This is a genomic window from Rhodococcus sp. I2R (assembly GCF_020889545.1).
GTDB lineage: Bacteria > Actinomycetota > Actinomycetes > Mycobacteriales > Mycobacteriaceae > Rhodococcoides.
Genome location: NZ_JAHUTG010000011.1, coordinates 124,325 through 150,433, shown reverse-complemented (window position 1 = coordinate 150,433; position 26,109 = coordinate 124,325). Strand labels below are relative to the sequence as shown.

The window sequence follows — 26,109 nt, the reverse complement described above, 5'->3', positions numbered from 1 at the left end:
CATTTTTCCGGCACACTCCTCTCATGGCTTCGATACAGACCGAACGCGAGGACAAATTCGACGCGGACTCAGAACTCGTCCTACCTTCGCTGGAGAAAGTGATTCCCGAGGGCGGGTCCGTGGAGACCTCGGAAGTGCAGTTGATCAGCACGTACTTCGACACCGAGGAACTCGACCTCCTTGCTCGCGGTATCACGGTGCGGCGTCGGCGCGGAGACACCGACACCGGATGGCACGCGAAAGTCCCAGCAGACAAGGCGCGCACCGAAATTCGACTGCCACTCGGAACAGGTGAGGATTCGTCCGTCCCGCACGAAATGGAAAGCCTTCTCGTCGGGGCCGCACTCGGCAAGCCGTTGGCTCGGGTGGCGACGCTGACATCGCTGCGACGCGCGCACCGCCTGCTCGATCGAGACGGGTCCGTGGTCGCCGAGATCGCCGACGACACAGTCACCGTCGATCTCGCCGGAGCCGACGGTCACGGCTGGCGTGAATGGGAAGTCGAACTCGGACCGGCCGGGTCGGAGTCGACATTGAAGCGCGTGGGCAAAGCGCTCGTCGCCGCCGGGGCAGTGCGCAGCGCGCACTCGTCCAAACTGCATCGCGCCCTCAAATCCGATTCCGAGCCCGCCCACACCGGAGCGTTGGGCGTCGTCGCGGAGTACCTCGACCAGCAAACACAAGCCATCTTCGCCGGGGACGTCTACCTTCGCCGCGGCATGGATCCCATCCACTCGACTCGCGTGGCGATTCGCCGCTACCGCAGTACGCTCCGCGTCTTCGGTGACGTCTTCGACGAGGATCGCGCCGTCCAACTCGATGCCGAACTGACCTGGTACGCGAGCGTGCTCGGTGAGGTTCGCGACCGCCAGGTCTTGCGCGCCCGATTCTCCGAGTCCGTGCACGACATGCCGGATCATCTGCTGCTCGGCCCAGTCGCCGCCCGAATCGAGAACGACTTGCTGGCCGCGCAGATTCGAGCCCGTGAAGCGATTGCCACCGAACTCGACGGAGATCGCTATCGGGCCTTGCTCGCGCAGCTGCGTGAGTACTCTCGTGGGCTACCCCTCGACGAGGGCGCCTCGAAGACAACTGAAGGCGATCTCGACAAGATGGCGCGGAAGGCGGAAAAGAAGGCCGCCAAGCGCGTCGCACAGGCCATCGACGGCGGCGAGGTAGAGGCGATGCATCGGGCCCGCAAAGCGGCAAAACGCGCCCGCTACGCCGCGGAACTGGTCAAGCCCATCGTCGGGAAGAAGGCGGCGAAGACGCGAATCGAGCGGTTCACGTCCGTGCAGGAGATTCTCGGAGAGCACCAGGACGCAGTGGTCGCGGCCGCGGCACTGCTCGAACTCGGACGCACAGCAGGTGTGACGCCGGGTGAGAACGGTTTCTCGTTCGGCCTGCTCTACGCGAGAGAACTGCAGGCCGCCAGCGACGCCAGGGCCGAAATCGCTGCGTTCGATCTCTAGGAATTACGGATTTCCTCGGTACGGGGTAACCTCATCGCCGAACAAACCGACTGATTGTCCGCATTCTTTGCGGGGGGCGGTGTCCGACGAAACCGGGGGAGTGCAACAGCCATGCGTATTGCATTGGGCGTGCACGTCAGCACGTACGAGGTGACGGCGTCGCTCGTCGACACCTCGCTCCCCGAGCTTGGCCCCGTCGCCAGTCGGATCGTCCCTGTGGCCACTGCGCCCGGTGGAATCGGCGGCGCGGTCTCCGCCGCTCTCGGATTCATGCGAGTACAGGCGATGCAGAACGACCTGCACGTGGACGGCGCTGCTGTGGTCTGCGAAAACGCGCTGCAACGCGAAATCATCGCCGACGCGTTGGCCGAGACCGAGTCGACGCCACCGCTCGTCGTCGATATTTTTCACGAGAGTTTGTCGGATGCGTTCACCCCGGATGTCAGCGCTGCCCTGCTTGTCGGTGAGGTGCAGCCGCTCGCTGCTCCCCCGCCTTCGCGCGTGGAACACCGCAGCACATGGCCCGTCGCCGCGGTGGGGGCCTGTGTGCTGGCCACGCTGGGCGGCGTCACCGCGTGGGCGATGACCTCGCAACCGGCAAGCGAGTCGACCCCGACCAACGAAATGGTCTACCCGTCGGGCGCAGCCGGGGCGACGGCCGACCCGGAGCGTGTGGTCGCGCCCGAGCCCGCGCCGGCCCCTATTGATCCGGCCGAACCCGAAGGGCTCGGTGCCGACGTCGTCCCCGGTTACCCGTCGGGCGCCGGTGCCGTGCTGGTGCCGCCGGTGGTCGAGCCGACCGTCGGATCGCCCTTTTCGACGACGCCAGGCAGTCCCGTGAAGCCCCCCACCGCGACCAGCGACCCCACGACTCCTGGTGGTGGGTCAGGTCCGGTCGATCCCAAACCTGATCCCAAACCTGATCCGACGCCTGATCCGACAACGGATCCGACAACGGATCCGACAACGGATCCGACAACGGATCCGACGGAGAGCGCCACCGAGGAGCCCGAACCGTCGGACGAGGTCCCTGCCGAGCCCACCGTCGAAGCGCCCGAATCGACGACAGAGGCCGAGTAGTCACCCGATAGCTCAAACAAACCTGAGGATTGTAAATTGGCCCATTATCCTACCCAAGGGTGGGTGATGACGATACGATCCGACGGTCGGAATGCCTGCTGTCGAAGCCGAGGAAGCCATGAAAACGGTGTTGGGAGTCTCTGTCGGCTCCACCACAGCTCGAGCTGCCGCCCTCGCGATCGCCGACGAATCAGTGTGCTCGGCTGGAGTCGTCCGATCCTTCGGGGCAGCCGGCCAGGTCGCCGCAGCAGTCCAACTCCTCGAAACGACGGCCGCAGCCCAACACGTCGTCCCCGCCGACCGTGTCATTGCCGTCCCCGACGACCCCGCTGGACGCGCGAAGCGCTCGGCCTACGCGATGCACGAGGCCGAACGGTTCACCGTGGTGTCGGAACTGGGTGCGCAACTACGCTTCCTTCGCGGCACCGGTCAACTTGATGGAATCCGCACCGTCGCCGTGTGCGATATCGGGGCTTCGGGCACGACGGTGTCCCTCGCTGAACCCGCGACGGGCCGCGTCCTGATCTCTCGACGGACAACACTGTTCGGCGGAAAGGTGTGCGACAACGCCGTCCGCGACTATCTGCTGTCGACGTACGGGGCCGACGAGCTGGTGTCGAGCAGCGGAGTCGACGCACTCATGGTGGCGATCGGTCTCGCGCGCGAACAATTATCGAGCCTACGCGTGGCCGAGATCCCCGGGCCGTTCGTCGCTGGCGCTGTTCGGTTGTGGCGTAGCTCTTTCGACGAGATCGTCGAGTCAGCGGTCCGCTACATAGAGGGCTGGACCGCCAGCGTCATCGTCGACGCGCCCCAGTCCATGAACGCGCTCGTGATGGTCGGTGGGTGCGCGCACCTGCCGATATTGCGTCGCGTCCTCAGACGAGATCTCAGGCTGCCGGTGCTCGTTCCCAACATGCCCGAGTCGCTCACCGCACACGGGGCGGCGTTGCTCGCATCCGACGCAGCACGGCGCCGGACGCGTCGCCCGCTCGTGTCGGTCAAGACGATCGAAGTTCCGCCGACCACCTACGACACCCCGACGTACGGCCCGATGGCCCGCCATCGCAGCAGCGCCTGAACACTATGGTCCTCGCCCAGACTTACAGAGGCATGCCTATGACGTTGCACAAGCTCGAGGGTGCGCATGTACTCGGGACGTCCCGACCGGTAGGTTGCCACGAATGAGTGAGAACGTGGCAGCAACCGAGAACTTCGACCCGGCCGAGCATGTTCGGGCCATGATCGGCCGTCACTACCGCACCGCCGACTACTACGAGGTCGGCCGCGAGAAGGTTCGCGAATACGCGCGGGCGGTGCAGGACTTCAACCCGCTGCACTGGGACGGCGACGCGGCCAAAGCCCTCGGCCATAGCAATGTGATCGCTCCGCTCACCTTCATGTCGCTCGTTGGAACGCTCGCGCAGCGACGCCTGCTGGAAAAGATCGCCGTCGGGTTCGACCTCAGCCAGATGTTGCAGACGGATCAGATCCTCGAGTTCTACCAGCCGATCGTTGCCGGCGACCAGCTGTACTGCGATGTCTCCCTCGATTCCTACCGGGAAGTGATGGGCAAGGACATGATGGTCACCAAGAACATCGTGTCCAACCAGCGCAACGAGCTGGTCGAGATCACGTACACCACGCTGCTGATCGGCCGGGACGGCGATGTCGACAAAGGGATCATCGAGGCCGCCGAGAGCCTCGTCATGCATGGCGCGACCACGATGGCCGCGCGAGCGAGTGCATCGGACCATGACGACGAGGAGCAGGTCGAGCACCCACCTCTGGTGACCGTGGACCACCGCTCGTCACCGTCGGTGAAGTTCGAGGACGTATCTGTCGGAGATACCCTGCCGGGTAAGACGTTCCGCCTCACGCGCGGCGACCTCGTCAACTACGCGGGTGTTGCCGGCGACGCCAACCCCATTCACTGGAGCGAAAAGTTCGCCAAACTCATCGATCTGGACAATGTTCTCGCCCATGGCATGCTCACGATGGGACTGGGCGGCGGCTACATCACGGAGTGGCTGGGTGATCCGGGCGCGGTGAAGGACTACACGGTGCGATTCACTGCGCCGATTCCTGTCGACACGCACAGGGCAGCCGAAATCGAATTCGGGGGCAAGATCAAGTCGCTCGACACCGAGGCGCGTACCGCTGTCATCGCGCTCAGCGCAACGTTCGAGGGAAAGCGCATCTTCGGTCACCGCGCGACGGCGACGGTTCAGCTGGCCTGACAGGGTCGGCGTCCCTGGCCGCCGAGGTGTGCAGGGGGTTTGGGTAGCGGGTGATCCCCGGTGCCAACGGCTGGGTGTCTCGCCGCTGCCGCGAACTGGCCCAGGTGATGCGGTGACCGGACTGTGTGGCGTCGCTGCCGCCAACAGGTCGGAGAGCTCTGTGCCGTCGCATGACCTGGCACTCGGTTCTCGCACGTCAGTTGACTCCCGGTGCAGATGGTGGACCGCGGCCCGGGTGCGGTGTGTGACTCGCGTGGGCGAGTGTGGCGCGTCGGCCGGCTCTAGGCGCTGTGTTTTCGTACTCGGTGTTTTCGTCTTCGGTGGTAGCTGGGGATGGGTTGTTGTTCGGGATCGGTTTCGGCGGGTGGGATGACCTGCGGGTGGCCGTCTTCTCCCATCGCGAGTTGCCAGTCTGTGTTGTGGATCTGCCGGTGGCATTCGCTGCAGAGGAGGGCGAGGTTGTTCAGGTCTGTCGCGCCGCCGTTCTGCCAATACGTGATGTGGTGGATTTCGCACCATTGCGCTGGGCGCCCGCACATGACGCAGCAGTGGTCCCGGATGATGACGGCCTCGCGTTGGGCTGGTGTGGCGAGTCGGATGGTGCGTCCGAGTGCGAGTGGGACGCCGTGTGCGTCGACGATGATGGGTGTGAGGTCGGCGTCGCAGGTGAGTAGTTCGGCGAGGTGGCGGCTGATGGGGCCGGTCCAGTCGAGGTGGAACGGCCAGCGCGGGTCGTCGGGTGTCGGCGGGTCACCCGCGCGGTCACCGGCCGTGCGTTCACCAGCGGCCCGGTCACCAGCAGCCCGGTCGCCTCCGCCACCGCTGTTCCCTCCACCGCCACCGCGGTTGCCGTTGCCGCCGCCGTCTCCGCCGCCGTTGCCTCTTCCTCCGCCGTCCTGTCCGTTCCCGGAGTGATTCTCGTCGGGCCGGCGGTGTGGCGGCTTTTCCATCAACTCTGTGAGCGGGACGATCAGCTTCACATCGGTACGACTGGGTCCGGTGTTGTGGTGTCCGCTCAGGTAGCGGTCGAGGAGTTCGGCGAGTCCGTCGGCGTTGCGTTTGTTGGGGGTTCGGGGGTCGCGGGTGCCGTCGGGTGCTGGCGTGGGTGCGGTCAGGGGTGAGAGGGCTGTTTTGAGTTTTTCGGTGGTGAGTTTGTCGAGGTTGCCGTCGATTTTGCTGCGGCCGTTGGCGAGTGGGTAGATGCCGAGGGTGTTGAGGGCGGTGTTCTCGGCGACCGGCACGGGCGGCGGCATAGGTGGGCCGGGCGGCGGCACAGGTGGTGAGGAAGGTGGCGCAGGTGGTTGGTCGCCGGGCTTGCTGTCGGGACGGGAGTTCTTGTCAGAGGCCTTGTGGCGTTGTTCTTCTTCGCGGCGTCGTCGTTCGGTTTCGTGCCGGGCTCGGGCATCGCAAGCGGCTTGGTGGGCGAGTTCGTGGGCGCGGTCGGTGACTGTTCTGGGCAGGGATCGGGTGGCGATGTCGAGCAGTACTGTTACAGCATCAGCTTGGTGTGTGTCGGTGAGGGTGGGGTCGGCGGTGAGGATGGTGGAGTGTCCGTCGGCGACGGCTTTGGCGTGCAGGATGTGGATGGTGCCGTTGGAGAGTGCATGTGCGACGGATGGGTGGGCTCCGAGCCAGTAGCCGAGGGCGATTTGGTGGGCGGCGTTGCCTTCGGGGATGCGGACGGCGTTGCTGTACCAGCGTTTGATGGAGGAGTGTCCGAGTTTGAGGGCGAGTCCTCGGCGTTCGGCTTCGGCGAGTAGGGCGAGTCGGGATGCGGCCATGCTGGTTTCGGTGGTGTGGATGCGCGCGAGTGCGGTCACGATGTCCTGGTCGGACAGCGTGTGTGCTGTGGTGAAGCCCCCAACTTCTTCCATGCCGGGGAAGGTACAACCCACCACTGACAAAAACCGTCTCCCCGCGTGCACTGTTTGCAAATTCCCGAAGCGGGGCATTCACCGGTTCATGAAGGTCGCGGTGTTCGTATGCGCTGTCGCAGCAGTGATCGGCTCGTTCATCGGTTCGGGGGCATGGGTCGGCACGCCCATCGCGGAGGCCGCGGGTGGTGCCCTCAGCGCGACGTCGACTCTGGTGGCACCGTCTGGGTCGGCTTTCTCGATCTGGACGGTCATCTATGTCGGCTTCATCGCATATGCCGTGTGGCAATTCTTCGCGGGTCAGCGGCAAGAAGCGTTGCGTTTGCCCATCGCGGTGTCGATGCTGCTCAACGCGGCGTGGATTCTGTCGATTCAGGCAGGCCTGCTGTGGTTGAGTGTGGTGACCATTTTCGCTCTGCTGGCTGTCCTCGTGAGAGTCTTCGTTCTGACGCAGCGCACCAGGCCGGAGAGCACGCTCGATGCAGTGGTCACCGACGGCACGATGGGGCTGTACCTCGGGTGGGTCTGCGTCGCGACGATTGCCAACGTCACCGCATGGCTTGTGGATCTCGGTTACTCCACGGGGGCGACGTTCTGGGCTGTCGCAGTTGTCGTTGTTGCCGCGTTGGTCGGCGTCGGGCTTGCCACGTATTCCCGCGGCGCGATCGCTCCAGGTCTCGCTGTCGTCTGGGGGCTGATGTGGATAGCGCAGGGGCGGCTCGCGGGTGAGTTGGACAACGCGACGGTCGGGTGGACTGCCGCCGCGGCGGCGTTGGTGGTCGGCGTGTTTACGGCGGTCGTCAGGAGCCCGCAACGGCAGCGAACGACGGTTTCCGGCTGAAGTCGCTACGCAGGAGTCCGTAGTTCTGCTCGGAGTCGGATGTGTCGGTGCCCGAGTCGCGTAGGGAATGGAGGAACACGGCCGCTGATGACATACGAGTACATGTGCTGGCGAAACTGAAAGCCCGAGTGAGGATGTGGACAGCCTTCGAGGTGCTGTCGAGGGGGTAACAAAAAACGAAGTTTGCGCGAAGAAACCAGCGATGAACAAGAACTCACCGTGGACCGACGTTGTGGTAATCGGATCGATCCTGGTTGCAGGCATCGGTGCCGCCTGGGTGACGAACGACCCGGTGGAGCCTGACGCCGCGGTGGGTTACGTCAGCCAACCTGTCGAGTATCCGGTGGACATCCCGGGGTGCAAGACGGTCGAACCGCCGCAGGACACTGTCTTCTACGGGTACGCGACCACCGGGATGGTGGATTACGACAACCCGGCGTACCCCTGGCTGACGTCGTCCAAGGCGAACGCGATGTCTTTGGCAATCCAGGATGCGTTGCCGGCAGATGTCGAGATCGTGGTCGGATCGCGTGGCCCCTTCAGCGGCGAGCCGTTCGTCTTCCAGCCCGTTCCGGATATGGACATGTCCGAGTTCGATCCAGGCACGTCCGCGGACGCCACTGTCGTTCGGAACGGCGTGGCAGGATCAGTTCGTGTGAACGTGTCCCGTCTCTACGACGGACCTGAACCGTGCCGTGCAGGCCGGCTCGACGCCCGCGAAACACTCTCCGACGGAACTATTGTCGATACCTACAACGGCTGGAATGAGTACGACGGGAAACGCGTCTACACCAACTCGGTGCGCCTCTACGCGGTGGACGGCACGCGCATCCGCGCGTCCTCATCGGATCAGGACGATGACTTCGTTCCGACCGGAATGATTCCGCTGTCGATGGAAGAGCTGCGCACCATCGTGATGCTCGACGATCTGAAGTGGTCGACACGGGTCCCGGACGGGTACCCGCTGCTGCCGATTTCATGTAACAGAGCCGGATTCAGCGACGGTCAGTTCACTGCTGCGACTGTGCGGCGAATCAACGCCGCACTCGACGGTTTCTGGCAGGCGATCGATCAGCCCGTTGTGCTGGATCGTCCGTTGGGTTCGATGCGCATTGCGTCCTCCGGCACTGCAAATGCATGCGGTGCCGTCATGGCGGGCGACGGAACTCTCACGGTCAGCGTGGCCGATGCCGGGTATTCGATGCCGTCCAGCGAGATGGACGTCCTGAGGTTGCCCGACGGTTCGGAATTTCGTAGCAGCGCTGCCGGTTCCGGCGGTTGGTCACTCGATGGACAGCCGATCACGGACGTGACGTTGGTCAAGCCGTCAGGGACGCTGGTGCTGGTGAGTATGAAGGGCGGCACCGTCGACGAGGTGCTCTTGCAGTCCATCGCGCTGGCGGTCTCCGAAGTCATTTCGTGAAGCACGAATCGACCACCACCGCTCGACCGCCCTTCCCTACGTGACGCGTTCGCGGTTGGTCAGCACGAGCGGCCCGTCCTCGGTGATGGCGATGGTGTGCTCGCTGTGTGCGGTGCGTGAGCCGTCTGCGGATCGGATGGTCCAGCCGTCGGCGTCGAAGACGATCCTGTCGGTGCCGGCGGCGAACCATGGTTCGAGTGCCAGTGTCAGACCGGGGCGCAGTTTCAGTCCTTTGCCTGCGCGCCCGGTGTTGGCCACGTGCGGGTCCTCGTGCATGGTGCGGCCGAGGCCGTGGCCGCCGAACTGGGTGTTGACGGGGTAGCCGAAGTCGGCTGCCACAGCGCCGATGGCTGCTGAGATGTCGCCGAGCCTGTTCCCGGGCACCGCGGCTGCAATGGCAGCCTCGAGCGCCTTCTGTGTGCTTTCGACGAGCCGCTCGTCTTCCGGACGTGCTCTGCCGATGATGATGGTGCGCGCGGAATCGGCAACCCACCCGTCGATGGAGACCGCGATGTCCATCGTCAGCACATCGCTGTCACGCAGTACATAGTCGTGCGGCAAACCGTGCAGCACAGCGTCGTTGACGGACAGGCAGATGACGTTGCGAAACGGACCGCGACCGAACGACGGCGAGTAGTCCCAGTAGCAGGATGTCGCGCCGCGCTGCTCGACCAGCTCCCGGGCACGCATCTCGAGATCCAGCAGATTGACTCCGGGTTTCGCGCGCTCGGTGAGATCGTCGAGAAGTTCGGCGATGAACGAGCCGGTGACGTCCATCGCCGCGATCTCGCGGGGCGTTTTCAGTTCGAGCATGTACTAGGCCTCTCTCGAATCGGTATTTAAATACCACCCTAGCGCAGGACCGGGATTTTTATACCGGTGGAAGCTAGTATGGGCGGCATGGTTCGTAACCCACTCACTGCGGAGCAGCTCACCGCCGGTAAACGGCTCGGCGAGCAACTACGCCAGGCCAGAGGTGATCGCTCCCTCGTCGAGGTGGCCCGAGCTGCAGGTATCTCCCCGGAGACCCTGCGCAAGATCGAGACTGGACGCCTACCTACTCCCGCGTTCACCACGGTCGCCGCACTGGCTCGCGTACTGCCACTGTCACTGGACGGGCTTGCGGACACGTGCCTCGGTAGCGAAGAGTTTCGAAAGACTGGCTGAGACTGGCGGTTGTCAGAGCACGCGCAGGTGTCGGTCTGGAGCTCGCGTGCCAGGTCGAGTGAGTTCGTCCAGCGCCGCTTGCGACTGCGCGTCGGCTGCTCGGTAGATGATCAGCCGTAAATCGTTGTCGCCGAGGGGATTGAGAACGTCGAACGACACGGTGACGCGACCGACAGCGGGGTGGTTCATCGGTTTGAGGCCCCGAGCTCGGATGGCTACCGCGCGTGATCGCCAGTATTCCGAGAACTCGGGGCTGTTCTGCTCGAGCTCGTCGATGAGCCGAGCGAGCTGCACATCGGTGGCGTGTGATGCCCACGCTGCCCTGAGATCGGCGACCGCGCTTCGAACTACCTCGTCACGGTCCAAGTAGAAGCCCCGGAACCGATCGTCGAGGAAACACATCCGCAGCACATTTCGCATGTGGGCCGTGCGCTCATCCAAGTCCAGCAGCAGGGCACTCATGGCATCGTTCCAGGCCAAGATATCGAGGCGGTGGTTCAGGATCATTGCAGGCCGCGGATGTACGTCCTGCACCAACTGGGCCAGACTTTCCGGCAGCTCAGTGCGGACGGTGCGCTGCGGCGCACGATGGCCCGCGAGGGTAAAGAGGTATTCGCGTTGGTCGTCGTCGAGTCGAAGGGCAGCCGCAAGCGCGGCGGCGACGCCGGGAGATGGACGCGCGTCTCGCGCCTGTTCCAGTCGGGTCAGATAGTCGACGCTGACTCCGGCCAGCGCGGCGACTTCTTCCCGTCGCAGACCAGGGGTTCTCGACGCTCCCACGCGTGGGGGTAGCCCGACCTGGGCCGGCTGCAGCGCCTCGCGTCGGGTGCGTAGTAGTGCCGCCAGTTCCCGACGGGCCGTCGATGTCGCGTCACTCACTCCTCGAGGTTAAGCCAGTGGGCGGGGATCAGCCTGGTACAGCCTGTCCCAGGTTGAGTTCGGACTGCCTCACCTGCGTCAGGCGATGCATTGTCGATGTGCACGAACTTGTGCTCGGTGACGAAGGAGAATGCAATGACGAGTCTCGACGAATACCGACTGCTGGGGCGGTCTGGGCTGCGTGTATCACCGCTGTCGTTGGGTGCCATGACGTTCGGCGACGCCTGGGGGTGGGGCGCGGACAAGGACACCGCCCGCGAGATCTTCGAAAGCTATCTCGACGCAGGCGGCAACATGGTCGACACCGCGAACATTTACACCGACGGCCAGTCCGAGCAATTCCTCGGCGAGTTTCTGGGTGCACGTCGTGAATCGATGGTCATCGCGACGAAGTACTCGGGCACCCGCAACCCCACCGACCCCAACGCCGGTGGCACCAACCGCAAGAGCCTTGTCGCCTCGGTGGAAGCGAGCCTGCGGAATCTGAGAACTGACTACATCGATCTGCTCTACGTTCATGCCTGGGACGGATTGACCTCGGGTGAGGAGATCATCGCGGCCCTCGGCGACCTGGTTCGCACGGGAAAGGTGCTGTATCTGGGCATTTCGGACGCCCCTGCGTGGCAGGTCGCCAGAATGCAGACCATCGCTGAATTCCGTGGCTGGGCGCCGCTGGTGGCACTGCAGGTCGAGTACAGCCTGATCGAGCGTACAACCGAGCGCGACCTGATCCCCATGGCAGCCGAACTCGGCCTCGGGGTTGTGCCGTGGGCGCCGCTTGGAGGGGGCGTCCTCACCGGCAAGTACTCGGCGGCCGACCTCGACGCACCGGACGCCGACCGGCCCGGTGGTTCGCGCCGGGATCACGCGCTTGTCAACCGAACCCTCACTGAACGCGGCTTGTCGATCGCCGATGTCGTCGTGGGTGTCGCTCAGGAATTGGGTGTACGGCCATCACACGTCGCGCTTGCGTGGACCTTGCAGAACCCGGCGGTGGTGAGCCCCCTTGTGGGCGCGCGGACACCGGAACAGCTACACGAGGACCTGGCGGCCCTGGATCTCGAACTGGGTCCCGAGCACGTCGAGCGACTCGATGCCGTGAGCGCGATCGACCTGGGTTTCCCCCACGAGTTCTTGACGAGGCCGATGGTGCGTGGCGTCGTGCACGGCCAAACGATCACCCGTCCGCGGCCGGTCGTGAGGTGGTGAGAGTCAGTCACCTGAGCTGTGGAGGAACAGGACTGCGCGGACTCGTTGTCTAGTATTTCCTCTTTCGGGCCCGCGCAACCCCGCGACCACTCATCGAGGCGTGATCGAACCGAGGAACGACGTGGTCCAGATGGACGAGTTGGCCGATCCTGCAGCATCGTTCGTCGGGACCAGTCCGTTGAGCGTCACCTGACCGCCGCTGAGACCGACACCGGGCTGCGGTGGCAACGTGAAGCCACAGGACTGCTGGACCGTGCCGGGCTCGATGTCCAGATCGGTACGACGGCACTGTCCGGTGGACGTGGCCGTGAGCGCAGGTGTGACCCCGAACGACGTGATGCTCAGGGACGCACCGAAGTCCGGGGACGACGGGTTCTGGTAGCAGATCGATGCGGTGGCTGCGACGTCCTCGGACGGCTCGGTGGAAGCTGCACCGGTGACCGGGTCGACGGCGACTGCGTGGATCTCGGTGGTGCGCACACCACCCGGGCAGGCGTGGGTGGCACCCGTCGACACCGAGTTCACCTCGCGTCCGACGCTGTATTTCACCGACCCGGTCGGCTGGGGCGTGCCTGGTACGGGCTCGTTCACCGGTGCGGTGCCCTCACCGAGTGTGTAGAGGGTCCACAGCGAACCGGTGCGGCCGTCGGGCAGACGCGCTGGGTTGGCGATCGAGTTGCTCGTCGCGACACCGTCGGTGACGCCCGAAGCGTTGGGGTTCACGCGCATCACACAATCGACCGCCGCACGTCCGGGCAAGCCGATCATGAACTCGAGCCCACATGGCCCGTACATCGACAGCTGACCCAGGCCAGGTGCCGTGAGTGTGCTCCACTGATCGAGGAACGCCTGGCCGTCGATGGTCAGCCCGTCGCATACGTAGATTGGTCCGACGTTCTGTGCGGTGGAGTTCTGCAGGAAGCCCGTCGACGGATCGTTGGTGAATGTGTACATCCGCGCGTCGAGTCGCTCGACCACGGTGAGCGAGCGCGGAGATCCGAAGTAGTCGTTGCACGCGGCGTTGTCGGCGTCGGTGGGTCGCAGCCCGCTGTCGACGGTTCGGAAGACGCTGAAGCTGCCCGGGCCGTTGTCGATGGACCCCATGATGGTCGCCGGTGCAGGCGCGGGTGCCGGTGCTGCGGATCCTGATCCGATCGGACACAGCGCGATAGCCAGCGCAGACACCACGGCAGCTCGAACCCATTGCTTCGTCAACTGATACTCCCCCAAAAATCCGGACCCGCGCATCGGCAGGTCGACCTCACCCCTGCCGAAGACCGTAGCTCAACACGCGCCGAGAATACAGCGATCGGCGCGGGCGGGGAGTACCTCGTGATCTGTCCGAGGACCGAGTCCGCATCAGGGCTCGCAGATTCAATCCCGTTGTGGTCGAGCACAAATAGATGGTCTTCTGTTTGGGAGCCAGGCGTCTGTCGTACACCTTCGGCACCGACGGGATCACCATTGTCTCTGGCTTCAGATGAGTGTTTGCGTTCGAGCGCACTCGAAGCCATAGCTTTGCGGGCATGGAACAACGAAGCTGGATCATCACAGGCGCGTCGTCCGGATTGGGTAGGGCACTGACCGAGGCAGCGCTGGCCGCGGGGGACACCGTCGTCGCCGCCATGCGCCGGCCGGAGAGGATCGACGACCTGCTCGACGCCTATCCCCGCACGATCCTGCCCGTCGCGTTCGATGTCCGTGGCACGGCCGAAGCGTCAGGGCTTATCGGTGCGGCGATCGACCGGTTCGGCCCGGTCGACGTTCTCGTCAACAACGGTGGCGTCGGGCAGATCGGAGCCGCCGAGGAAGTCGACGACGCCGGACTGCGAAATATGCTCGAGCAGCATCTGCTTGGACCCGCTGCGCTCACGAGGGCAGTGTTGCCCGGGATGCGGCAGCGGGGTCGGGGGACGATCGTGCAGGTCAGCAGCCAAGGCGGACGCATCTCGTTCCCCGGCGCAGGTTCGTACTCGGCGGGCAAGTTTGCGCTGGAGGGGTGGTCGGAAGCGTTGGCGGGGGAGGTCGCACCGTTTGGGATACGCGTACTCGTCGTCGAACCGAGCCGCTTCCGGACAGGGTTCAACGGTGCCGACGTGCTCCAAGTCGCGGCACCGATCGACGCATATGCGGACATGCTCTCGGCACTTCGGGCCGACATGCTCGCGGTCGATGGGAAGCAGGAGGGCGATCCGGTACGTGCGGCCGAGATCATTCGAGATCTGATCACCGCCGATACTGCGCCGCTACGAATTCCACTCGGGCGCGAAGCCGTACGACGTCTGCGCGATTCCTACCGACGAAGCCTCGCCGAGCTCGAGCAGTACGCAGATGTGAGCGCTGGCGCGGACTTTCCAGGTCTTCCGGAGTCTGTCCGTCCGGTCTGAACCAGCTGAGAGGACTACCGTCTATTCATGGCTACCGTTGATTTGATGGCTAAGGCGCTGGCAGCGTTGACCGACCTCGATGCTTCGGTGACCGACGTCGTCCATAGCCTGCTCGATCCAGGTGAGGTGACCGAGCCGCTCGGGATTTCCGAAGTCGCCGAACTGCTCGACGTCTCCCCGCATACTCTGCGCTACTACGAGAGATGCGGACTGATCACCGTCGCCCGAGACGTGAACGATCACCGACGTTACGACGCCGCAGCTGTGCGACGCTTGGTCTTCCTTACGCGAATGCGATTGTCTGGCATGCCGATGCGCGATCTACAGCACTACGTCGAACTCGTCGACCGCGGCGAGGGAACCGTACCCGAAAGGCTTGACTTGCTGATCGAGCATCGCGACACCGTCCGACTGCGGATCCGCGAACTGCAACTGTCCCTGGTGGCGACCGAGTACAAAATCGCTACCTACGGGGGAGCTGCGGGGCCGTAGCTCGCCAGGACGGTATCGGCACCAGTTTGGCGAGCGAGTGGGTCGATCAGGCGCGGGTTCAGTTGCTCTCCGTGGAGGGGAGGCACGCTGCGAGGTCCTCGCGTAGGCGACGTTGCTGTTCTGGGGCCAAGGGAGCGAACAGTTGCTTCTCCACGGCACGGACCGCGATGCTGGCCTGGCGCAGGATATCCAGCCCGTCCTGGGTGAGTTCGCTCGGTAGCGCGCGCCCGTAAGGGGCCTGATCGGGCCGGGTGAGCAGGCCGCGCTCCTGTAGTCGGCGCAGGACCAGGTTCATGGACTGTCGGGTCACGAAGGCGCGGCGGGCCAGTTCGGAGTTGGACAGTCCAGGGTCTTGCCCGAGCAGTTCGAGGCAGGCGTACTGGGGGACGGTCAGGTCCAGGGGGCGCAGTGTCTCGTCCATCGCAGTGCGCAGCGAGGCATGCACCTGCTTGAGGACGTAGCCCACTGAGAGCTCCAGTTCCCCGACTGGCTCTTGATTCATGTCAGCAGTTTGACATACATTCGATGTCAACACACTGACATCAGGAGGTAGGGTTATGGTCGGCAACGTCACGTATTTCGAGGTCCCCAGTAGCGATATCGAAGCGACCCAGCGGTTCTGGGGTTCGCTGTTCGGCTGGACCTTCCGCGGGGGCAACCTTCCGGGCTACTCGATGATCGACGGTCCTACGCCGATGGGTAAGGCGCCCCACGAGGATTCGTCGCGGCACCCACGGATCTACTTCGCCGTGGAAGACATCCACGCCGCTGTAGCGCGGGTGCGCGAACTAGGTGGTATCGCTGAGGATCCCGTGGCAATTCCGTCCGGAGCGTTCGCTCACTGTGTCGATGATCAGGGCGTAGAGTTCAGCCTCTCCCAAGAGCCGGGAGAACAGGCTTGAGTCGGGCGACACTCGAATGAGCACCGACATGTGAGGTCGGATCTGCCCGACGTGGCCGGATAGCGTACGTGTCGTACCGTTGGTACATACGCTGAGAAGCGCCGGATGGCCGCGGGCAGTGGGGAGATCGAGAATGACCTACGCAGTGCTTGCGCTTCTGCTTGCTCTCGTGTTCCACACCCAAGCGGCCCGTAGCGCAGCGCGGCAGAACGACGGCAGCATCTTGCCGCACGTGACGGGCCCGTATCGAGTCAGGCCGGCCAAGCGGGCACGCCAAGCGCAGACCGCTGGGTGGCTGCTGAGCATCTACGCAGCATTGAGAATCGCCGATTCTTTCTGGCTGACCCAACCGTGGCTCAGTATGGGAATTGCGATTGCTGTCATTGTCGTAGTCAATGGGGCGCCGAGCCTGTTCATCACCATTGTCCACAACCGGAAGCTTCAGCCGCAGGGGTAGGCGTTTGCAACGGACCGGGTTGCACGACGTCGCATCCGATCGACGGAATGCCGTCGCAATCGAACGATTCTGTGCACTGGGTTCCGCGCGGTCCTCGAGGAGGGCTGGTCGACGCGGATCGCCCAGCCTTCGACAGCGGACCAGAAGGTACGCTTTGAGAATGAGCGTGCGAATCGGGGTCGCAGTTGCACTGCTCCTCGCTGCCGTGGGCTTGAATCTGGTGTGTGCAGTTCGGTTGTCCGCCTTGAATCGAGGACACAAGCTGCCGGTGTTCACTGCCCGCTATGCGGTAAAACCGTCGATGCGGGTGATGGCGTATCGAGGGGCCGGTGCGGGGTGCGCAGGAATGGGCGCTGCCGTCCTGATGGATGGGCCGTGGGACCTCGAACTTGTGCATCGCATGCTTTTCGCCGGGCTTGCGAGTGGGACGGCGGTACTGCTTCCCGCCCTGGTGGTCAGCGTTGCGCACAACCGTGCTGTCCGTGCCGAAACGATCGAATTCCCTTGATGAATGGCGCTTCACACAGCAGCAGGCGTCGCGGATGCCTCGGGTCGCCTGCTGTACTCCTTTGCCGTCTGCAGGGATCAGTAGATGCGCCGCGCCCGGTTGTTGTTTGTACTCATCGTTATTGGCGTATTGACGGGGTGCTCGGACACTTCGCCACCGGTCCCCGACCCCGCGATCGTCTCGTTTCAAGACGGATGGAAAGCAATTGGCGTACATCCGAGGTGCCTCGATCGCCGTTCTGGATCTCGACACAGACGAAACGCGAATCATGTATGAGGGCGGCGCATCCCAGCCCGTCTACCCGCCGGATGGGTCCACCATTGCGTTCATGAGCGGCGGCAGCATCAGCCTCATGAACACCGATGGGTCCGACGTTCGGGTAATCGCGCAGGAGGAAGCAGCGTTGATGGAGGCTTCCTCGCCAGACGGATCGCGAGTGCTCTACACCGTCGGCGGCTACATCCTCGAAGTGCCGGTCACGGGCGGCGAATCGGAGGTGCTGTTGCGGGACGAATTCTGGAACGCCGACCCGGGGTACTCGCCCGACGGGTCCACCCTGCTGTTCTCGAGCAATCGAGGCGGCAGCAACGGGTCCGAAACCTACTCGATGCCTGCCGGTGGTGGCGAGATCACACCGTTGACCGAAACGTACTCCGTGCATCCGGCGTTCACGCCCGACGGCTCCCGCATCGTTTACACCAGGGCAACGACGCTGGCCGGGGAGTTGGTCACCGACATCAGCACTCCCAGCAGCCCAGAACTAGCAACGATGGCGCCTGACGGGTCCGATCAGAAACGGCTGACGCCGCGGTCGATCAGTGCCCAGATGCCCAGCGTCGGCGGTGGGCAGTAGCGCGATTGCCGGCAGCCATGGACCGGCTCGTCGCGAATCACGGACGGTAAGAGTCGCTTGGTAGGGTCGCGAGCCGTGAAGGACACCAAACGGTACGTTGACGAGAGCCTCGGTCGATATCGGCTGTTGGCGATGGTGGCCGCGCTGGGCGCGATCCTCTCAGCTCTGGCGATTCCGTTTTTGCCGGTTCAGCAAACAGAGGCGCGCATCTCGTGGCCCGAGGGCGGCGCGATCGCAGCGGTGACTGCGCCTCTGGTGTCGTACACACCGACCGAATTCGAGCTCACGATCCCCTGCTCGGCCATCGGGGACTTGGCCGAATCGGGCGGTGGCGCATTGGTATCGACGGCGCCTATCGGTGCCGCCGAACCGGATCGTTGGGCGCTGTCCGCGCGGGTGACAGGCGACCGTGTCGACGTGACCGTTCGAAACACAGTTCTCCTGAGCGCGCCAGTCACGGGCCTGGACGGCGGAGTTTGCGCCGTGACAGTGTCGTCGGACCCTGCGCAGACGACCGCCGCGATCACCGGAAGCACCAGAAACGACGTCGAGCAAGTCTTCGATCGCGACCTGCGTCCACAGATGGTCGGCGTGTTCTCCGACCTCACCGGCGCGACCCCGGAGGGCCTGCGTCTCGACGCCACACTCGACACCCGTTTCACGACCTCGCCGACGCCACTGAAGTTGGTCGCGATGGTGACGGCTGTCCTCGGGACGGCGGTGGCTCTGTGGGCACTGCACCGACTCGATACCGCCGACGGTCGCCGTTCGCGCAGAATGCTGCCAGCCTCGTGGTGGTCGTTCACACGGATCGACGCGGTGGTCGTTGGCGTCCTCGGGCTGTGGCACATGATCGGCGCCAACACCTCCGACGACGGCTACCAGCTCGGTATGGCCCGCGCCGCAGGCGAAGCCGGGTACATGTCCAACTTCTACCGCTGGTTCGGAGTGCCCGAGGCGCCGTTCGGGACGCCGTTCTACGACTTTCTCGCTGCTATGACGCACGTTTCGACGGCCAGCGTCTGGATGCGTCTCCCCGCGCTCGCGGCTGGTTTGCTGACGTGGTGGCTGCTGAGCCGCGAGGTAGCCCCACGCGTCGGCGTCGCCGCCCGTCGTTCCTCGCTTCCGCTGTGGACGGGTGCTTTTGTCTTTTTGGCCTTCTGGTTGCCGTTCAACAACGGTTTGCGTCCCGAACCGGTCGTCGCGGCCGGGGTCTTGTTGACGTGGTGCTCGGTGGAACGTGCGATCGCAACCCGTCGACTGCTGCCGGCCGCTGCAGCCATTCTCATCGGTGCGGTCACTGTTACGGCCGGACCGTCGGGCATCATCTGCTTTGCCGCCTTGATTGCCGGTGCGCGCCCCATCGCCAAGACCATCGCCGATCGCGCGCGGGTCACCGGGTACGCCGCTTCGCTGCTCCCGATGTTGTCTGCGGGTCTCGTCGTACTTGTTGCTGTTTTCGCGGATCAGACGTTGGCTGCTGTTCGCGAGATGCAGCGCGTTCACGTCATCTCACCCAGCGAGCCATGGTTCAACGAGTACATGCGCTACCAATGGCTGTTCCAGGACTCGGTCGACGGTTCGCTGGCAAGACGTTTCGCGGTGTTCACCATGATTCTGTGCCTGCTCGCGGTATCGCTGACGATGCTGCGGCGCGGCCAGATACCGGGCACCGCACGGGGGCCGATCGGGAGAATCGTCGGGATCACGCTGGGTGCGATGGTGTTGATGATGTTCGTGCCGACCAAGTGGACGCATCACTTCGGCATCTACGCAGGACTGGCAGGTTCCCTCGCGGTGGTGGCGGCTGTCGCTGTCACGCCGAGTGTTCTACGTTCGCGCCGCAACAGAGCGTTGTTCGCCGCGGCCGTGATGGGCGTCGTGGCAATGTCTTTCGTTGGACGGAACGGATATTGGTACGTTTCGAGCTGGGGCGTGCCGTGGTGGGACAAAGCCCCGTCGATCGCCGGGAACGGATTCGGGGTGGCGCTCCTCGCCGTGGCCGGGTTGCTGTTGGCTGTAGCGGCGTTCTTCCATATCCATCCGGTGGCCTCCGTTCGAACGGATCCGCCGTCGCGTCTGTGGCGTGTTCCGCCGCTCACCATCGCCGCGGGCGTGATGGTTGTCCTCGAAGTGTTGTCGCTCGCAAAGGGGGCGGTCGCTCAGTATCCCGCGTACTCGATCGCCCGCTCGAACATCGATGCTCTCACCGGATCGACGTGTGGTCTCGCCAACGACGTTCTCCTGGAAACAGATCCCAATGCTTCGATGTTGCAGCCGATGTCGGCGCCCCTCTCCGATGCACTGACCGCAGGTGGCGCATCAGACTTCAGTCCCAATGGCGTTGCAGCGGATCTGACTCCAGACGAGGAAGACGTCGCCTCCGGCACCGCAAACACTGTCGATACCACCAATCCGGGCCAGAATTTTTCGGGTGGCACAGCAGGCACTGGCGGCGGAGTGGGCGGGGAGGGCGTCAACGGCAGCACGGTCGCGCTTCCCTTCGGACTCGACCCCGCCACGACACCGGTAGTGGGAAGCTTCGACGCGCCCGGCGCAGCCTCGGCCACAAGCGATTGGTTCCGACTACCCGAACCTGATTCGACGGGCTCACGTGGAGATATTGTGTCGATCTCGGCGGCTGGTCGTATTCGTTCCATCGACTCCGACGGCATCGAAACCTACGGCCAGAAGCTCGAACTCGAATACGGCACCAGTTCAGGCAGCGAGGCTTTTACGACGTTGGGTTCGATAGTGCCCATCGACATCGGACCAACGCCGTCGTGGCGCAATCTGCGTGTGCCGCTGGGGGAGTTGCCGGCTGAAGCGGACGTGGTCCGCGTCGTTGCCGAGGATGCGGACATCAGCGTCGGTCAGTGGGTAGCCTTCACGCCGCCTCGTGTGCCGCAAACTCGGACGCTGCAAGAAGTGGTCGGCCGCGACACTTCGGTGCTCTTGGATTGGGCTGTAGGCCTGAATTTTCCGTGCCAGCACCTGATGTTGCACAGCAACGGCGTCTCAGAGATCCCCGCGTATCGGATCTCGCCGGACCGCCCGCTCGCCGTGGTCACGGGGTTGTGGCAGGACCACTACGGAGGCGGCCCGCTCGGGTGGACGCAACTGCTCCTCGGTGCTCGGACGATACCGTCCTACCTGCAGGACGACTGGGACAGGGACTGGGGCTCGATCGAGCAGTTCGTTCCCATCGACAGCGCAGCGGAACCAGCTGAAATCGTCACCAGTACGACCACCCGATCAGGCCTGTGGACGCCCGGACCGATCAACATCGAGTCCTGAGGGGTGCTCCGGTGGGTAAGGTCTCAGTCGGTGAGCCACTGGTGACGGGGGTGCAGTGAGAGTGCTCGACGAAGGTCTCGGCCGGTCGGGATTGCGTTTGTCGCCTTGCCGGGCAATTGTGTCGTGGGTGCGCAGGGCCGCGGTGACAGCGCTGCTGATGGTGCCGTTTTGTCTGCTGGTGGCTCCCACCGCGTCCGCGGACTGCGTGGGTTACGGCTCGGAAAAAGAGAGGGTCGACACCGCTCGTGATCGGGCGGCACTGGTGGCGCTTGGAACTCCGACAGCGATCGAGAACTATCCGCGGCCCTTGTCCGGAGGTGCCGCGGTCAGCGTGTACACCTTCACCATCGATACCGGGATTCAGGGAGTAGCGGCCGGTGACACTGTAAAGATTGCTGCGGCACAGGGGAGCTCGATTTCTCGTACCTTCGAGATAGATCGACGGTACTTCCTGGCGCCATCGACGTCCGATCGAGATTCCACGTTTGGTGTGGATCTCGCGAAGCTGGCTCCTTATGCCGACGGTGCGTGCAGTCCGACTGCACCTCTCGATGAGCTGAGTTCAACCTTCACCGACCAGTGGCCCGCCAGTTCCGGCGTCTCGCCCACCGCTGACCCATCTCCCTCTGCCGTCCCCACCCTTGCCGACGGAAGTGATGGGAACGGTGGGCGGAATCTGGCCATCGGTGCTGTTGTCGCAGTCGTACTCGTTGGCGGCATCGGCACCGCTCTGATAGTGCGGAGACGTCTGTAATTCGTTCGCAAATCTCGGGTCGCGGTGTCGACGGCCAGCTACATCTGAAGGCAGGCGGCAGGTCAGGCGGTAAACACGGCACGGACGACAGACTCGTCGCCGTCGATCTCGATCAGGCCGAGGGTGCGGGCGTCACTGAGAGTGAGGGCGCCTGCGGCAAGCCCGAGAACGTAGCTGGGATCTGCTCGGACGGTGGCGTCGAGTTCTCGGCCGTCGTGTGGGCCGATCTCGAAGCCGGAGCTCGTCGCAAGGAGCTGGAATGTTTCGTTGCCCATTTCGAGGCCGACCGTCGCGGAGGGCCGAACCTTGACCCTTGCATCCAGTAGCGCAGGGACGGCGAGGGCGAGCCACTCGACGCGGAACGAGTCGCCTTCTGGGCCGCGGACCATCAGTGGCGTTGACCAGCGGATCAAGCTTTCGATCGGCTGGCGTAATTCGGCGCCCCACGGCGTCAGGACATACTCGACTGCGCTGCCCTCGCTGGTCAGTCGACGCTCGACCACCCCCGATGCCTCGAGGTCGCGGAGTCGGTTGGCGAGCAGGTTGGTCGCGATGCCCGGTAGGCCGTCGATCAGGTCACGGTAGCGAGCGGGGGCGATGAGGAGTTGACGGACGATGAGCAGGTTCCAACGGTCTCCGACGACCTCTAGGGAGCGGGCAAGCCCGCAGTACTGGCCGTAGCTTCGCATTGTTCCATCCGCTTGATAAATTAAAGTGCACGTGACAAACTCAAGCTTACCGCAAGCCTGAGTCGAAAGGGGGCGTCATGGATGATGTGGCTGGGAGAGTACGGCCCACCTGGGTGGACGACGATTTGTTCCCGTTCGAGAGTCGCTTCGTCTACATCGACGGTCACACCGTGCACTACGTCGACGAGGGATCCGGCCCAACCCTGCTACTTCTACATGGCAATCCAACTTGGTCGTTTCTTTGGCGCGACGTGATCAGCGCACTCCGAGCTGACTTCCGATGTATCGCCCTCGACTACCCGGGTTTCGGGCTCTCCACGCCGAGGCCCGGTTACCGTTACTACCCCGAAGAGCACGCCGCAGTGGTCACCGAATTTGTCGACGCCCTCGGCCTCGCGGGCGTCACGCTGGTCGGGCAGGATTGGGGCGGCCCGATCGGCCTTGCGGCTGTGCAGCGGAGGCCGGGTGTTTTCGATCGGCTGGTGCTGGTCAACACCTGGGCCTGGCCGGTCAACGGCACTCTCCATTTCGAGGCCTTCTCTCGTATCATCGGCGGGCTTCCGATCCGCTTCTTGGTCCGGCGGCTCAACCTCCTCGTCAACGCCTTCATCCCCACCGGCCACCGAAGGCGAACGCCGACTTCCGCTGAGATGAACCACTACCGGCGGGCGCTGGACACCCCTGAGCGACGACAGGCCTCCGCCGTGCTTCCTGGTCGAATCCTCGCCAGTCGGGCCTTCTTCGCCGAGGTCGAGGCCGGCCTTGCCGAGCTCGCCCACCTGCCGACACTGATCGTATGGGGCGACGCCGACATCGCCTTCCGTCCCCAGGAGCGCGAGCGACTGGAAGAGATATTCACCGACCACAAGACCGTGATCGTCGAGGGCGCAGGCACTTACGTGGAGTCCGACGCGCCCGAGGAGTTCATCGCCGCGATCCGCAACTGGGCAACGACGCGTTGAGTGCGGGCAACCATTTGCCGCACATGGAATCGGTCGACGCTGCAAAGTCCATCACCCTCGGTGGCTGTGCAGACGAGAGGCGACCCCGCTCGCACCACCGGAGAGTTCGCTATCTCGGATTGACGGCAGTCACTGCCGAAGTGTTGCGGATACCTCGCGAGCCGGTGGAGAGTGGTCTCCGTGAACAATGAACGCACAGGTCCGGCAGCACCTCGCTTTCGAGGCGTCCCTACCAATGAAATCCCGGTTGTCGTTCCTTTGCGTCTGGTTCTCGCTCGTACCGACGCCATAGCGATATGGCTGACGGGCGCCTCCGTTTACAGCACGTGCATGACGTTCTCGGTGGAATCGAGCGTGCGATCTACCGATCGATTTCTGGGAATGTACGGCTTCGGCAAACCGGAGTCGGGGCGCACCCCTCCGATGCTCCTCGGGTTCGAAGATGCGGAAGGGACTCGATCGACGAATCTGCCCGGTAGGCGAACAGGGTTGGGCGCCAACGGCAGCAGTGGAAGCGGAACGCACCACAGGACTGGCCTCATCCTGTCCCCGGTACCGCCGGAGGGAGAGCTGCACGTCTATTTCGCCTGGCCGCATTTCGGTATCGACGAGACGAGACTAGTGCTCGACGCGAGCCCGTTCGCGTCAGCTGTCGACCAGGTGACCTGGCTGTGGGACGAGGTCGACCCGGCGACTGCCCAGCAGATCGATATCGACAATCGCACAACGCCTGAGATCGAAATTCCCTCCGGTGGTTGGTTGGCCGCGGCCTTCGAGGCGCAGAAGATCCCGCCGCGAGACACCAACGCGCCGCGTCGAATCAACTTCGCTTACGTCCAACGGGATGGATCAAGTGGGGCGTGAATGAGGTCGCAGATACGCATCGTTTCCGCAAGGCCCGATCTCCATCACGCACTCGCCGCAAAGCTGCTAGCCATTCAACGCAGCGCGTCTCGTCGTTTCTCCGCTCATGCACCGCCAAGGCATCGGGAGAGGACTGGTCACTGCGCTACTCGACGCCACCGCCGAGTCACGTTTCGCGGTAGCCACCGGTCGCGAGAACAAGCCGGCTCGCGCGCTGTACGAGTCGCTGGGATTCATGCATGTCCGGGATGAAGAAATCGTCGACCGGCTCTGGTTGGCTCGCTACCGACTTGACCGCTAGCTTCGAATAACCAAGCGGCGGGGCCCGCGCGGACTGGGTTGCACGAAGTCGCATCCGGTCGACGGAATCCCGTCGCAATCGAACGATTCTGTGCGCTGGGGTCCGCGCTGTCCGCAGGGAGGGCTGGTCGACGCGGGGCGGATCCCTTGGTTATGGTCTCCCGCATCGACACCTCACAGATCCACCTCATCGACTCCCGTCACGTCTGGCATCCGTACGGGGGCTTCCCCTCGACGACATCGCCGCTGGTCGTGGATAGTGCCCAAGGCGTCCGGCTGACGCTGTCCGACGGGCGTGAGCTCGTCGACGGCATGAGCTCGTGGTGGGCCGCGATCCACGGCTACCGGCACCCCGTGCTCGACGCCGCGGCGCACACGCAGCTCGGGCGGATGAGTCACGTCATGTTCGGCGGACTCACCCACGAACCTGCCGCGCGCCTTGCCGAGCTCCTCGTGCAGATCACACCCGACGGCCTCGACAAGGTCTTCTTCGCCGATTCCGGATCGGTCTCGGTGGAAGTCGCCATCAAGATGAGCATTCAGTACTGGCGCAGCAGGGGGAAGCCAGGTAAGAGCCGGTTGTTGACGTGGCGGGGCGGTTATCACGGTGACACGTTCGCGCCGATGAGCATCTGCGATCCCGATGGCGGAATGCACTCGCTGTGGTCAGAGGTGTTGACTCGTCAGATCTTTGCGCCGGCGCCTCCCCGAGATTTCGACGCCGACTATGTGCGGGACTTCGAGGACATTCTCGCGGCGCACGCCGATGAGATCGCAGCAATCGTCGTCGAACCCATCGTTCAGGGCGCGGGCGGAATGCGATTCCACGACGCCGCCTATCTCACCGAGCTGCGCCGGATGGCCGACGCGCACGACGTGCTGCTGGTGTTCGACGAGATCGCGACCGGCTTCGGCCGCACAGGCGCGTTGTTCGCCTCCGATCATGCCGGCGTCACCCCGGACGTGATGTGCGTCGGGAAGGCGCTGACCGGCGGCTACATGACCCTCGCCGCCACGTTGTGTACCTCGCAGGTCGCCGAGGTGATCAGTGCGGGGGCCGGCGGCGGTCTCATGCACGGCCCCACGTTCATGGGCAATCCGCTGGCTTGCGCGGTTGCGGTCGCAGCGATCGAGCTCCTGCTCAGCCGCGATTGGCAGGGTGAAGTGGCAAACATCGAACGACGGCTGCGCGACGGTTTGGCCGGGGTCGAGTCGTTGCCGGGTGTCGCCGATGTGCGGGTGTTGGGCGGCATCGGCGTCGTCGAGATGGAGCAGCCCGTCGACATGCAACGGGCCACCGACGCGGCCGTCGGCGAGGGTGTCTGGCTGCGTCCGTTCGGGAAATTGGTGTACGCGATGCCGCCCTACATCTGCTCTGACCAGGACCTCGACCGAATCGTCGCGGCGATGAGAGCAGTCGCATCGCAGACTTGAACACCGTTCAAGTAGGGTCGTGTGC

General features: G+C 64.2%; 25 protein-coding genes and 1 pseudogene. 20 read left to right on the top strand and 6 right to left on the bottom strand.

Going from position 1 to position 26,109, the window contains the following annotated elements; genetic code table 11:
- Positions 1-23 precede the first annotated feature (23 nt).
- The 4 genes from KVY23_RS13875 to KVY23_RS13860 all read left to right on the top strand — a co-directional run bounded on the left by KVY23_RS13875 (position 24) and on the right by KVY23_RS13860 (position 4,792).
- Positions 24-1,472 (top strand): CYTH and CHAD domain-containing protein, encoded by a 1,449-nt coding sequence (locus tag KVY23_RS13875; RefSeq protein WP_230557046.1) that lies wholly within the window; start codon positions 24-26, stop codon positions 1,470-1,472.
- Between the two features lie 111 nt (positions 1,473-1,583).
- Complete coding sequence (locus KVY23_RS13870; RefSeq protein WP_230557044.1) at positions 1,584-2,552, top strand: hypothetical protein; 969 nt, start codon at positions 1,584-1,586, stop codon at positions 2,550-2,552.
- Between the two features lie 91 nt (positions 2,553-2,643).
- Positions 2,644-3,633: an Hsp70 family protein gene (locus KVY23_RS13865; protein ID WP_230557043.1), complete on the top strand. Its 990-nt coding sequence runs from the start codon at positions 2,644-2,646 to the stop codon at positions 3,631-3,633.
- Between the two features lie 103 nt (positions 3,634-3,736).
- Entirely contained in the window at positions 3,737-4,792 is a 1,056-nt protein-coding gene (locus tag KVY23_RS13860; protein ID WP_075840347.1) for a fused (3R)-hydroxyacyl-ACP dehydratase subunits HadA/HadB, read from the top strand.
- A 281-nt stretch (positions 4,793-5,073) separates the two neighbouring features.
- Here the strand turns inward: KVY23_RS13860 and KVY23_RS13855 are convergent, their stop codons facing one another.
- On the bottom strand, positions 5,074-6,666 hold the full coding sequence (locus tag KVY23_RS13855; protein ID WP_230557041.1) for an HNH endonuclease signature motif containing protein: 1,593 nt from the start codon (positions 6,664-6,666) through the stop codon (positions 5,074-5,076).
- Between the two features lie 88 nt (positions 6,667-6,754).
- On the opposite strand from KVY23_RS13855, the gene KVY23_RS13850 reads away from it, so the two are divergent.
- Both KVY23_RS13850 and KVY23_RS13845 read left to right on the top strand, forming a co-directional pair.
- A complete protein-coding gene (locus KVY23_RS13850) occupies positions 6,755-7,507 on the top strand; it encodes a TspO/MBR family protein (protein WP_230557039.1) in 753 nt (250 codons plus the stop codon).
- Positions 7,508-7,709: 202 nt separating this feature from the next.
- The gene (locus tag KVY23_RS13845; RefSeq protein WP_230557037.1) at positions 7,710-8,930 is read left to right on the top strand and encodes a hypothetical protein; all 1,221 of its coding nucleotides are present in this window, start codon (positions 7,710-7,712) and stop codon (positions 8,928-8,930) included.
- 36 nt (positions 8,931-8,966) lie between these two features.
- Here the strand turns inward: KVY23_RS13845 and map are convergent, their stop codons facing one another.
- Positions 8,967-9,743: a type I methionyl aminopeptidase gene (gene map / locus KVY23_RS13840; RefSeq protein WP_230557036.1), complete on the bottom strand. Its 777-nt coding sequence runs from the start codon at positions 9,741-9,743 to the stop codon at positions 8,967-8,969.
- Positions 9,744-9,830: 87 nt separating this feature from the next.
- Here map and KVY23_RS13835 point away from each other — a divergent pair, with 87 nt between their 5' ends.
- Complete coding sequence (locus tag KVY23_RS13835) at positions 9,831-10,097, top strand: helix-turn-helix domain-containing protein (protein ID WP_075838161.1); 267 nt, start codon at positions 9,831-9,833, stop codon at positions 10,095-10,097.
- Between the two features lie 12 nt (positions 10,098-10,109).
- On the opposite strand, the gene KVY23_RS13830 is transcribed toward KVY23_RS13835, so the two are convergent.
- On the bottom strand, positions 10,110-10,976 hold the full coding sequence (locus KVY23_RS13830; protein ID WP_230557034.1) for a helix-turn-helix transcriptional regulator: 867 nt from the start codon (positions 10,974-10,976) through the stop codon (positions 10,110-10,112).
- A 135-nt stretch (positions 10,977-11,111) separates the two neighbouring features.
- On the opposite strand from KVY23_RS13830, the gene KVY23_RS13825 reads away from it, so the two are divergent.
- Entirely contained in the window at positions 11,112-12,185 is a 1,074-nt protein-coding gene (locus KVY23_RS13825) for an aldo/keto reductase (protein ID WP_230557032.1), read from the top strand.
- Between the two features lie 90 nt (positions 12,186-12,275).
- Here KVY23_RS13825 and KVY23_RS13820 read toward each other — a convergent pair whose 3' ends face one another.
- Positions 12,276-13,400: a hypothetical protein gene (locus KVY23_RS13820; protein WP_230557031.1), complete on the bottom strand. Its 1,125-nt coding sequence runs from the start codon at positions 13,398-13,400 to the stop codon at positions 12,276-12,278.
- A gap of 311 nt (positions 13,401-13,711) precedes the next feature.
- Here KVY23_RS13820 and KVY23_RS13815 point away from each other — a divergent pair, with 311 nt between their 5' ends.
- On the top strand, positions 13,712-14,572 hold the full coding sequence (locus KVY23_RS13815; RefSeq protein ID WP_230557029.1) for an SDR family NAD(P)-dependent oxidoreductase: 861 nt from the start codon (positions 13,712-13,714) through the stop codon (positions 14,570-14,572).
- A 27-nt stretch (positions 14,573-14,599) separates the two neighbouring features.
- Positions 14,600-15,064, top strand: coding sequence for a MerR family transcriptional regulator (locus KVY23_RS13810; RefSeq protein WP_075838068.1), 465 nt, complete (start codon positions 14,600-14,602; stop codon positions 15,062-15,064).
- A gap of 58 nt (positions 15,065-15,122) precedes the next feature.
- Here the strand turns inward: KVY23_RS13810 and KVY23_RS13805 are convergent, their stop codons facing one another.
- On the bottom strand, positions 15,123-15,566 hold the full coding sequence (locus KVY23_RS13805) for a MarR family winged helix-turn-helix transcriptional regulator (protein WP_206511672.1): 444 nt from the start codon (positions 15,564-15,566) through the stop codon (positions 15,123-15,125).
- 55 nt (positions 15,567-15,621) lie between these two features.
- On the opposite strand from KVY23_RS13805, the gene KVY23_RS13800 reads away from it, so the two are divergent.
- The 6 genes from KVY23_RS13800 to KVY23_RS13775 all read left to right on the top strand — a co-directional run bounded on the left by KVY23_RS13800 (position 15,622) and on the right by KVY23_RS13775 (position 21,835).
- Positions 15,622-15,966: a VOC family protein gene (locus KVY23_RS13800; RefSeq protein WP_230557027.1), complete on the top strand. Its 345-nt coding sequence runs from the start codon at positions 15,622-15,624 to the stop codon at positions 15,964-15,966.
- Between the two features lie 133 nt (positions 15,967-16,099).
- Positions 16,100-16,423 carry a hypothetical protein gene (locus tag KVY23_RS13795; protein ID WP_206511675.1) on the top strand — a complete coding sequence of 108 codons (324 nt, stop codon included), beginning with the start codon at positions 16,100-16,102 and terminating at the stop codon, positions 16,421-16,423.
- A 160-nt stretch (positions 16,424-16,583) separates the two neighbouring features.
- Positions 16,584-16,931, top strand: coding sequence for a hypothetical protein (locus KVY23_RS13790; protein WP_206511676.1), 348 nt, complete (start codon positions 16,584-16,586; stop codon positions 16,929-16,931).
- Between the two features lie 205 nt (positions 16,932-17,136).
- Positions 17,137-17,784, top strand: a complete 648-nt coding sequence (locus tag KVY23_RS13785; protein WP_230557025.1) for a hypothetical protein — start codon at positions 17,137-17,139, stop codon at positions 17,782-17,784.
- A gap of 132 nt (positions 17,785-17,916) precedes the next feature.
- The gene (locus tag KVY23_RS13780) at positions 17,917-21,081 is read left to right on the top strand and encodes an arabinosyltransferase domain-containing protein (protein WP_230557105.1); all 3,165 of its coding nucleotides are present in this window, start codon (positions 17,917-17,919) and stop codon (positions 21,079-21,081) included.
- Positions 21,082-21,208: 127 nt separating this feature from the next.
- The gene (locus tag KVY23_RS13775; protein ID WP_230557024.1) at positions 21,209-21,835 is read left to right on the top strand and encodes a hypothetical protein; all 627 of its coding nucleotides are present in this window, start codon (positions 21,209-21,211) and stop codon (positions 21,833-21,835) included.
- A 62-nt stretch (positions 21,836-21,897) separates the two neighbouring features.
- Here KVY23_RS13775 and KVY23_RS13770 read toward each other — a convergent pair whose 3' ends face one another.
- Positions 21,898-22,524 carry a helix-turn-helix domain-containing protein gene (locus KVY23_RS13770; protein ID WP_230557022.1) on the bottom strand — a complete coding sequence of 209 codons (627 nt, stop codon included), beginning with the start codon at positions 22,522-22,524 and terminating at the stop codon, positions 21,898-21,900.
- 77 nt (positions 22,525-22,601) lie between these two features.
- On the opposite strand from KVY23_RS13770, the gene KVY23_RS13765 reads away from it, so the two are divergent.
- The 4 genes and pseudogenes from KVY23_RS13765 to KVY23_RS13750 all read left to right on the top strand — a co-directional run bounded on the left by KVY23_RS13765 (position 22,602) and on the right by KVY23_RS13750 (position 26,084).
- On the top strand, positions 22,602-23,486 hold the full coding sequence (locus KVY23_RS13765; RefSeq protein ID WP_230557021.1) for an alpha/beta fold hydrolase: 885 nt from the start codon (positions 22,602-22,604) through the stop codon (positions 23,484-23,486).
- A 330-nt stretch (positions 23,487-23,816) separates the two neighbouring features.
- Entirely contained in the window at positions 23,817-24,350 is a 534-nt protein-coding gene (locus KVY23_RS13760) for a hypothetical protein (protein WP_230557020.1), read from the top strand.
- A 94-nt stretch (positions 24,351-24,444) separates the two neighbouring features.
- A pseudogene (locus KVY23_RS13755) lies at positions 24,445-24,651 on the top strand (N-acetyltransferase family protein); the annotation flags it as partial.
- Between the two features lie 152 nt (positions 24,652-24,803).
- The gene (locus KVY23_RS13750; RefSeq protein ID WP_230557017.1) at positions 24,804-26,084 is read left to right on the top strand and encodes an adenosylmethionine--8-amino-7-oxononanoate transaminase; all 1,281 of its coding nucleotides are present in this window, start codon (positions 24,804-24,806) and stop codon (positions 26,082-26,084) included.
- The last annotated feature ends 25 nt before the right edge of the window (positions 26,085-26,109 follow it).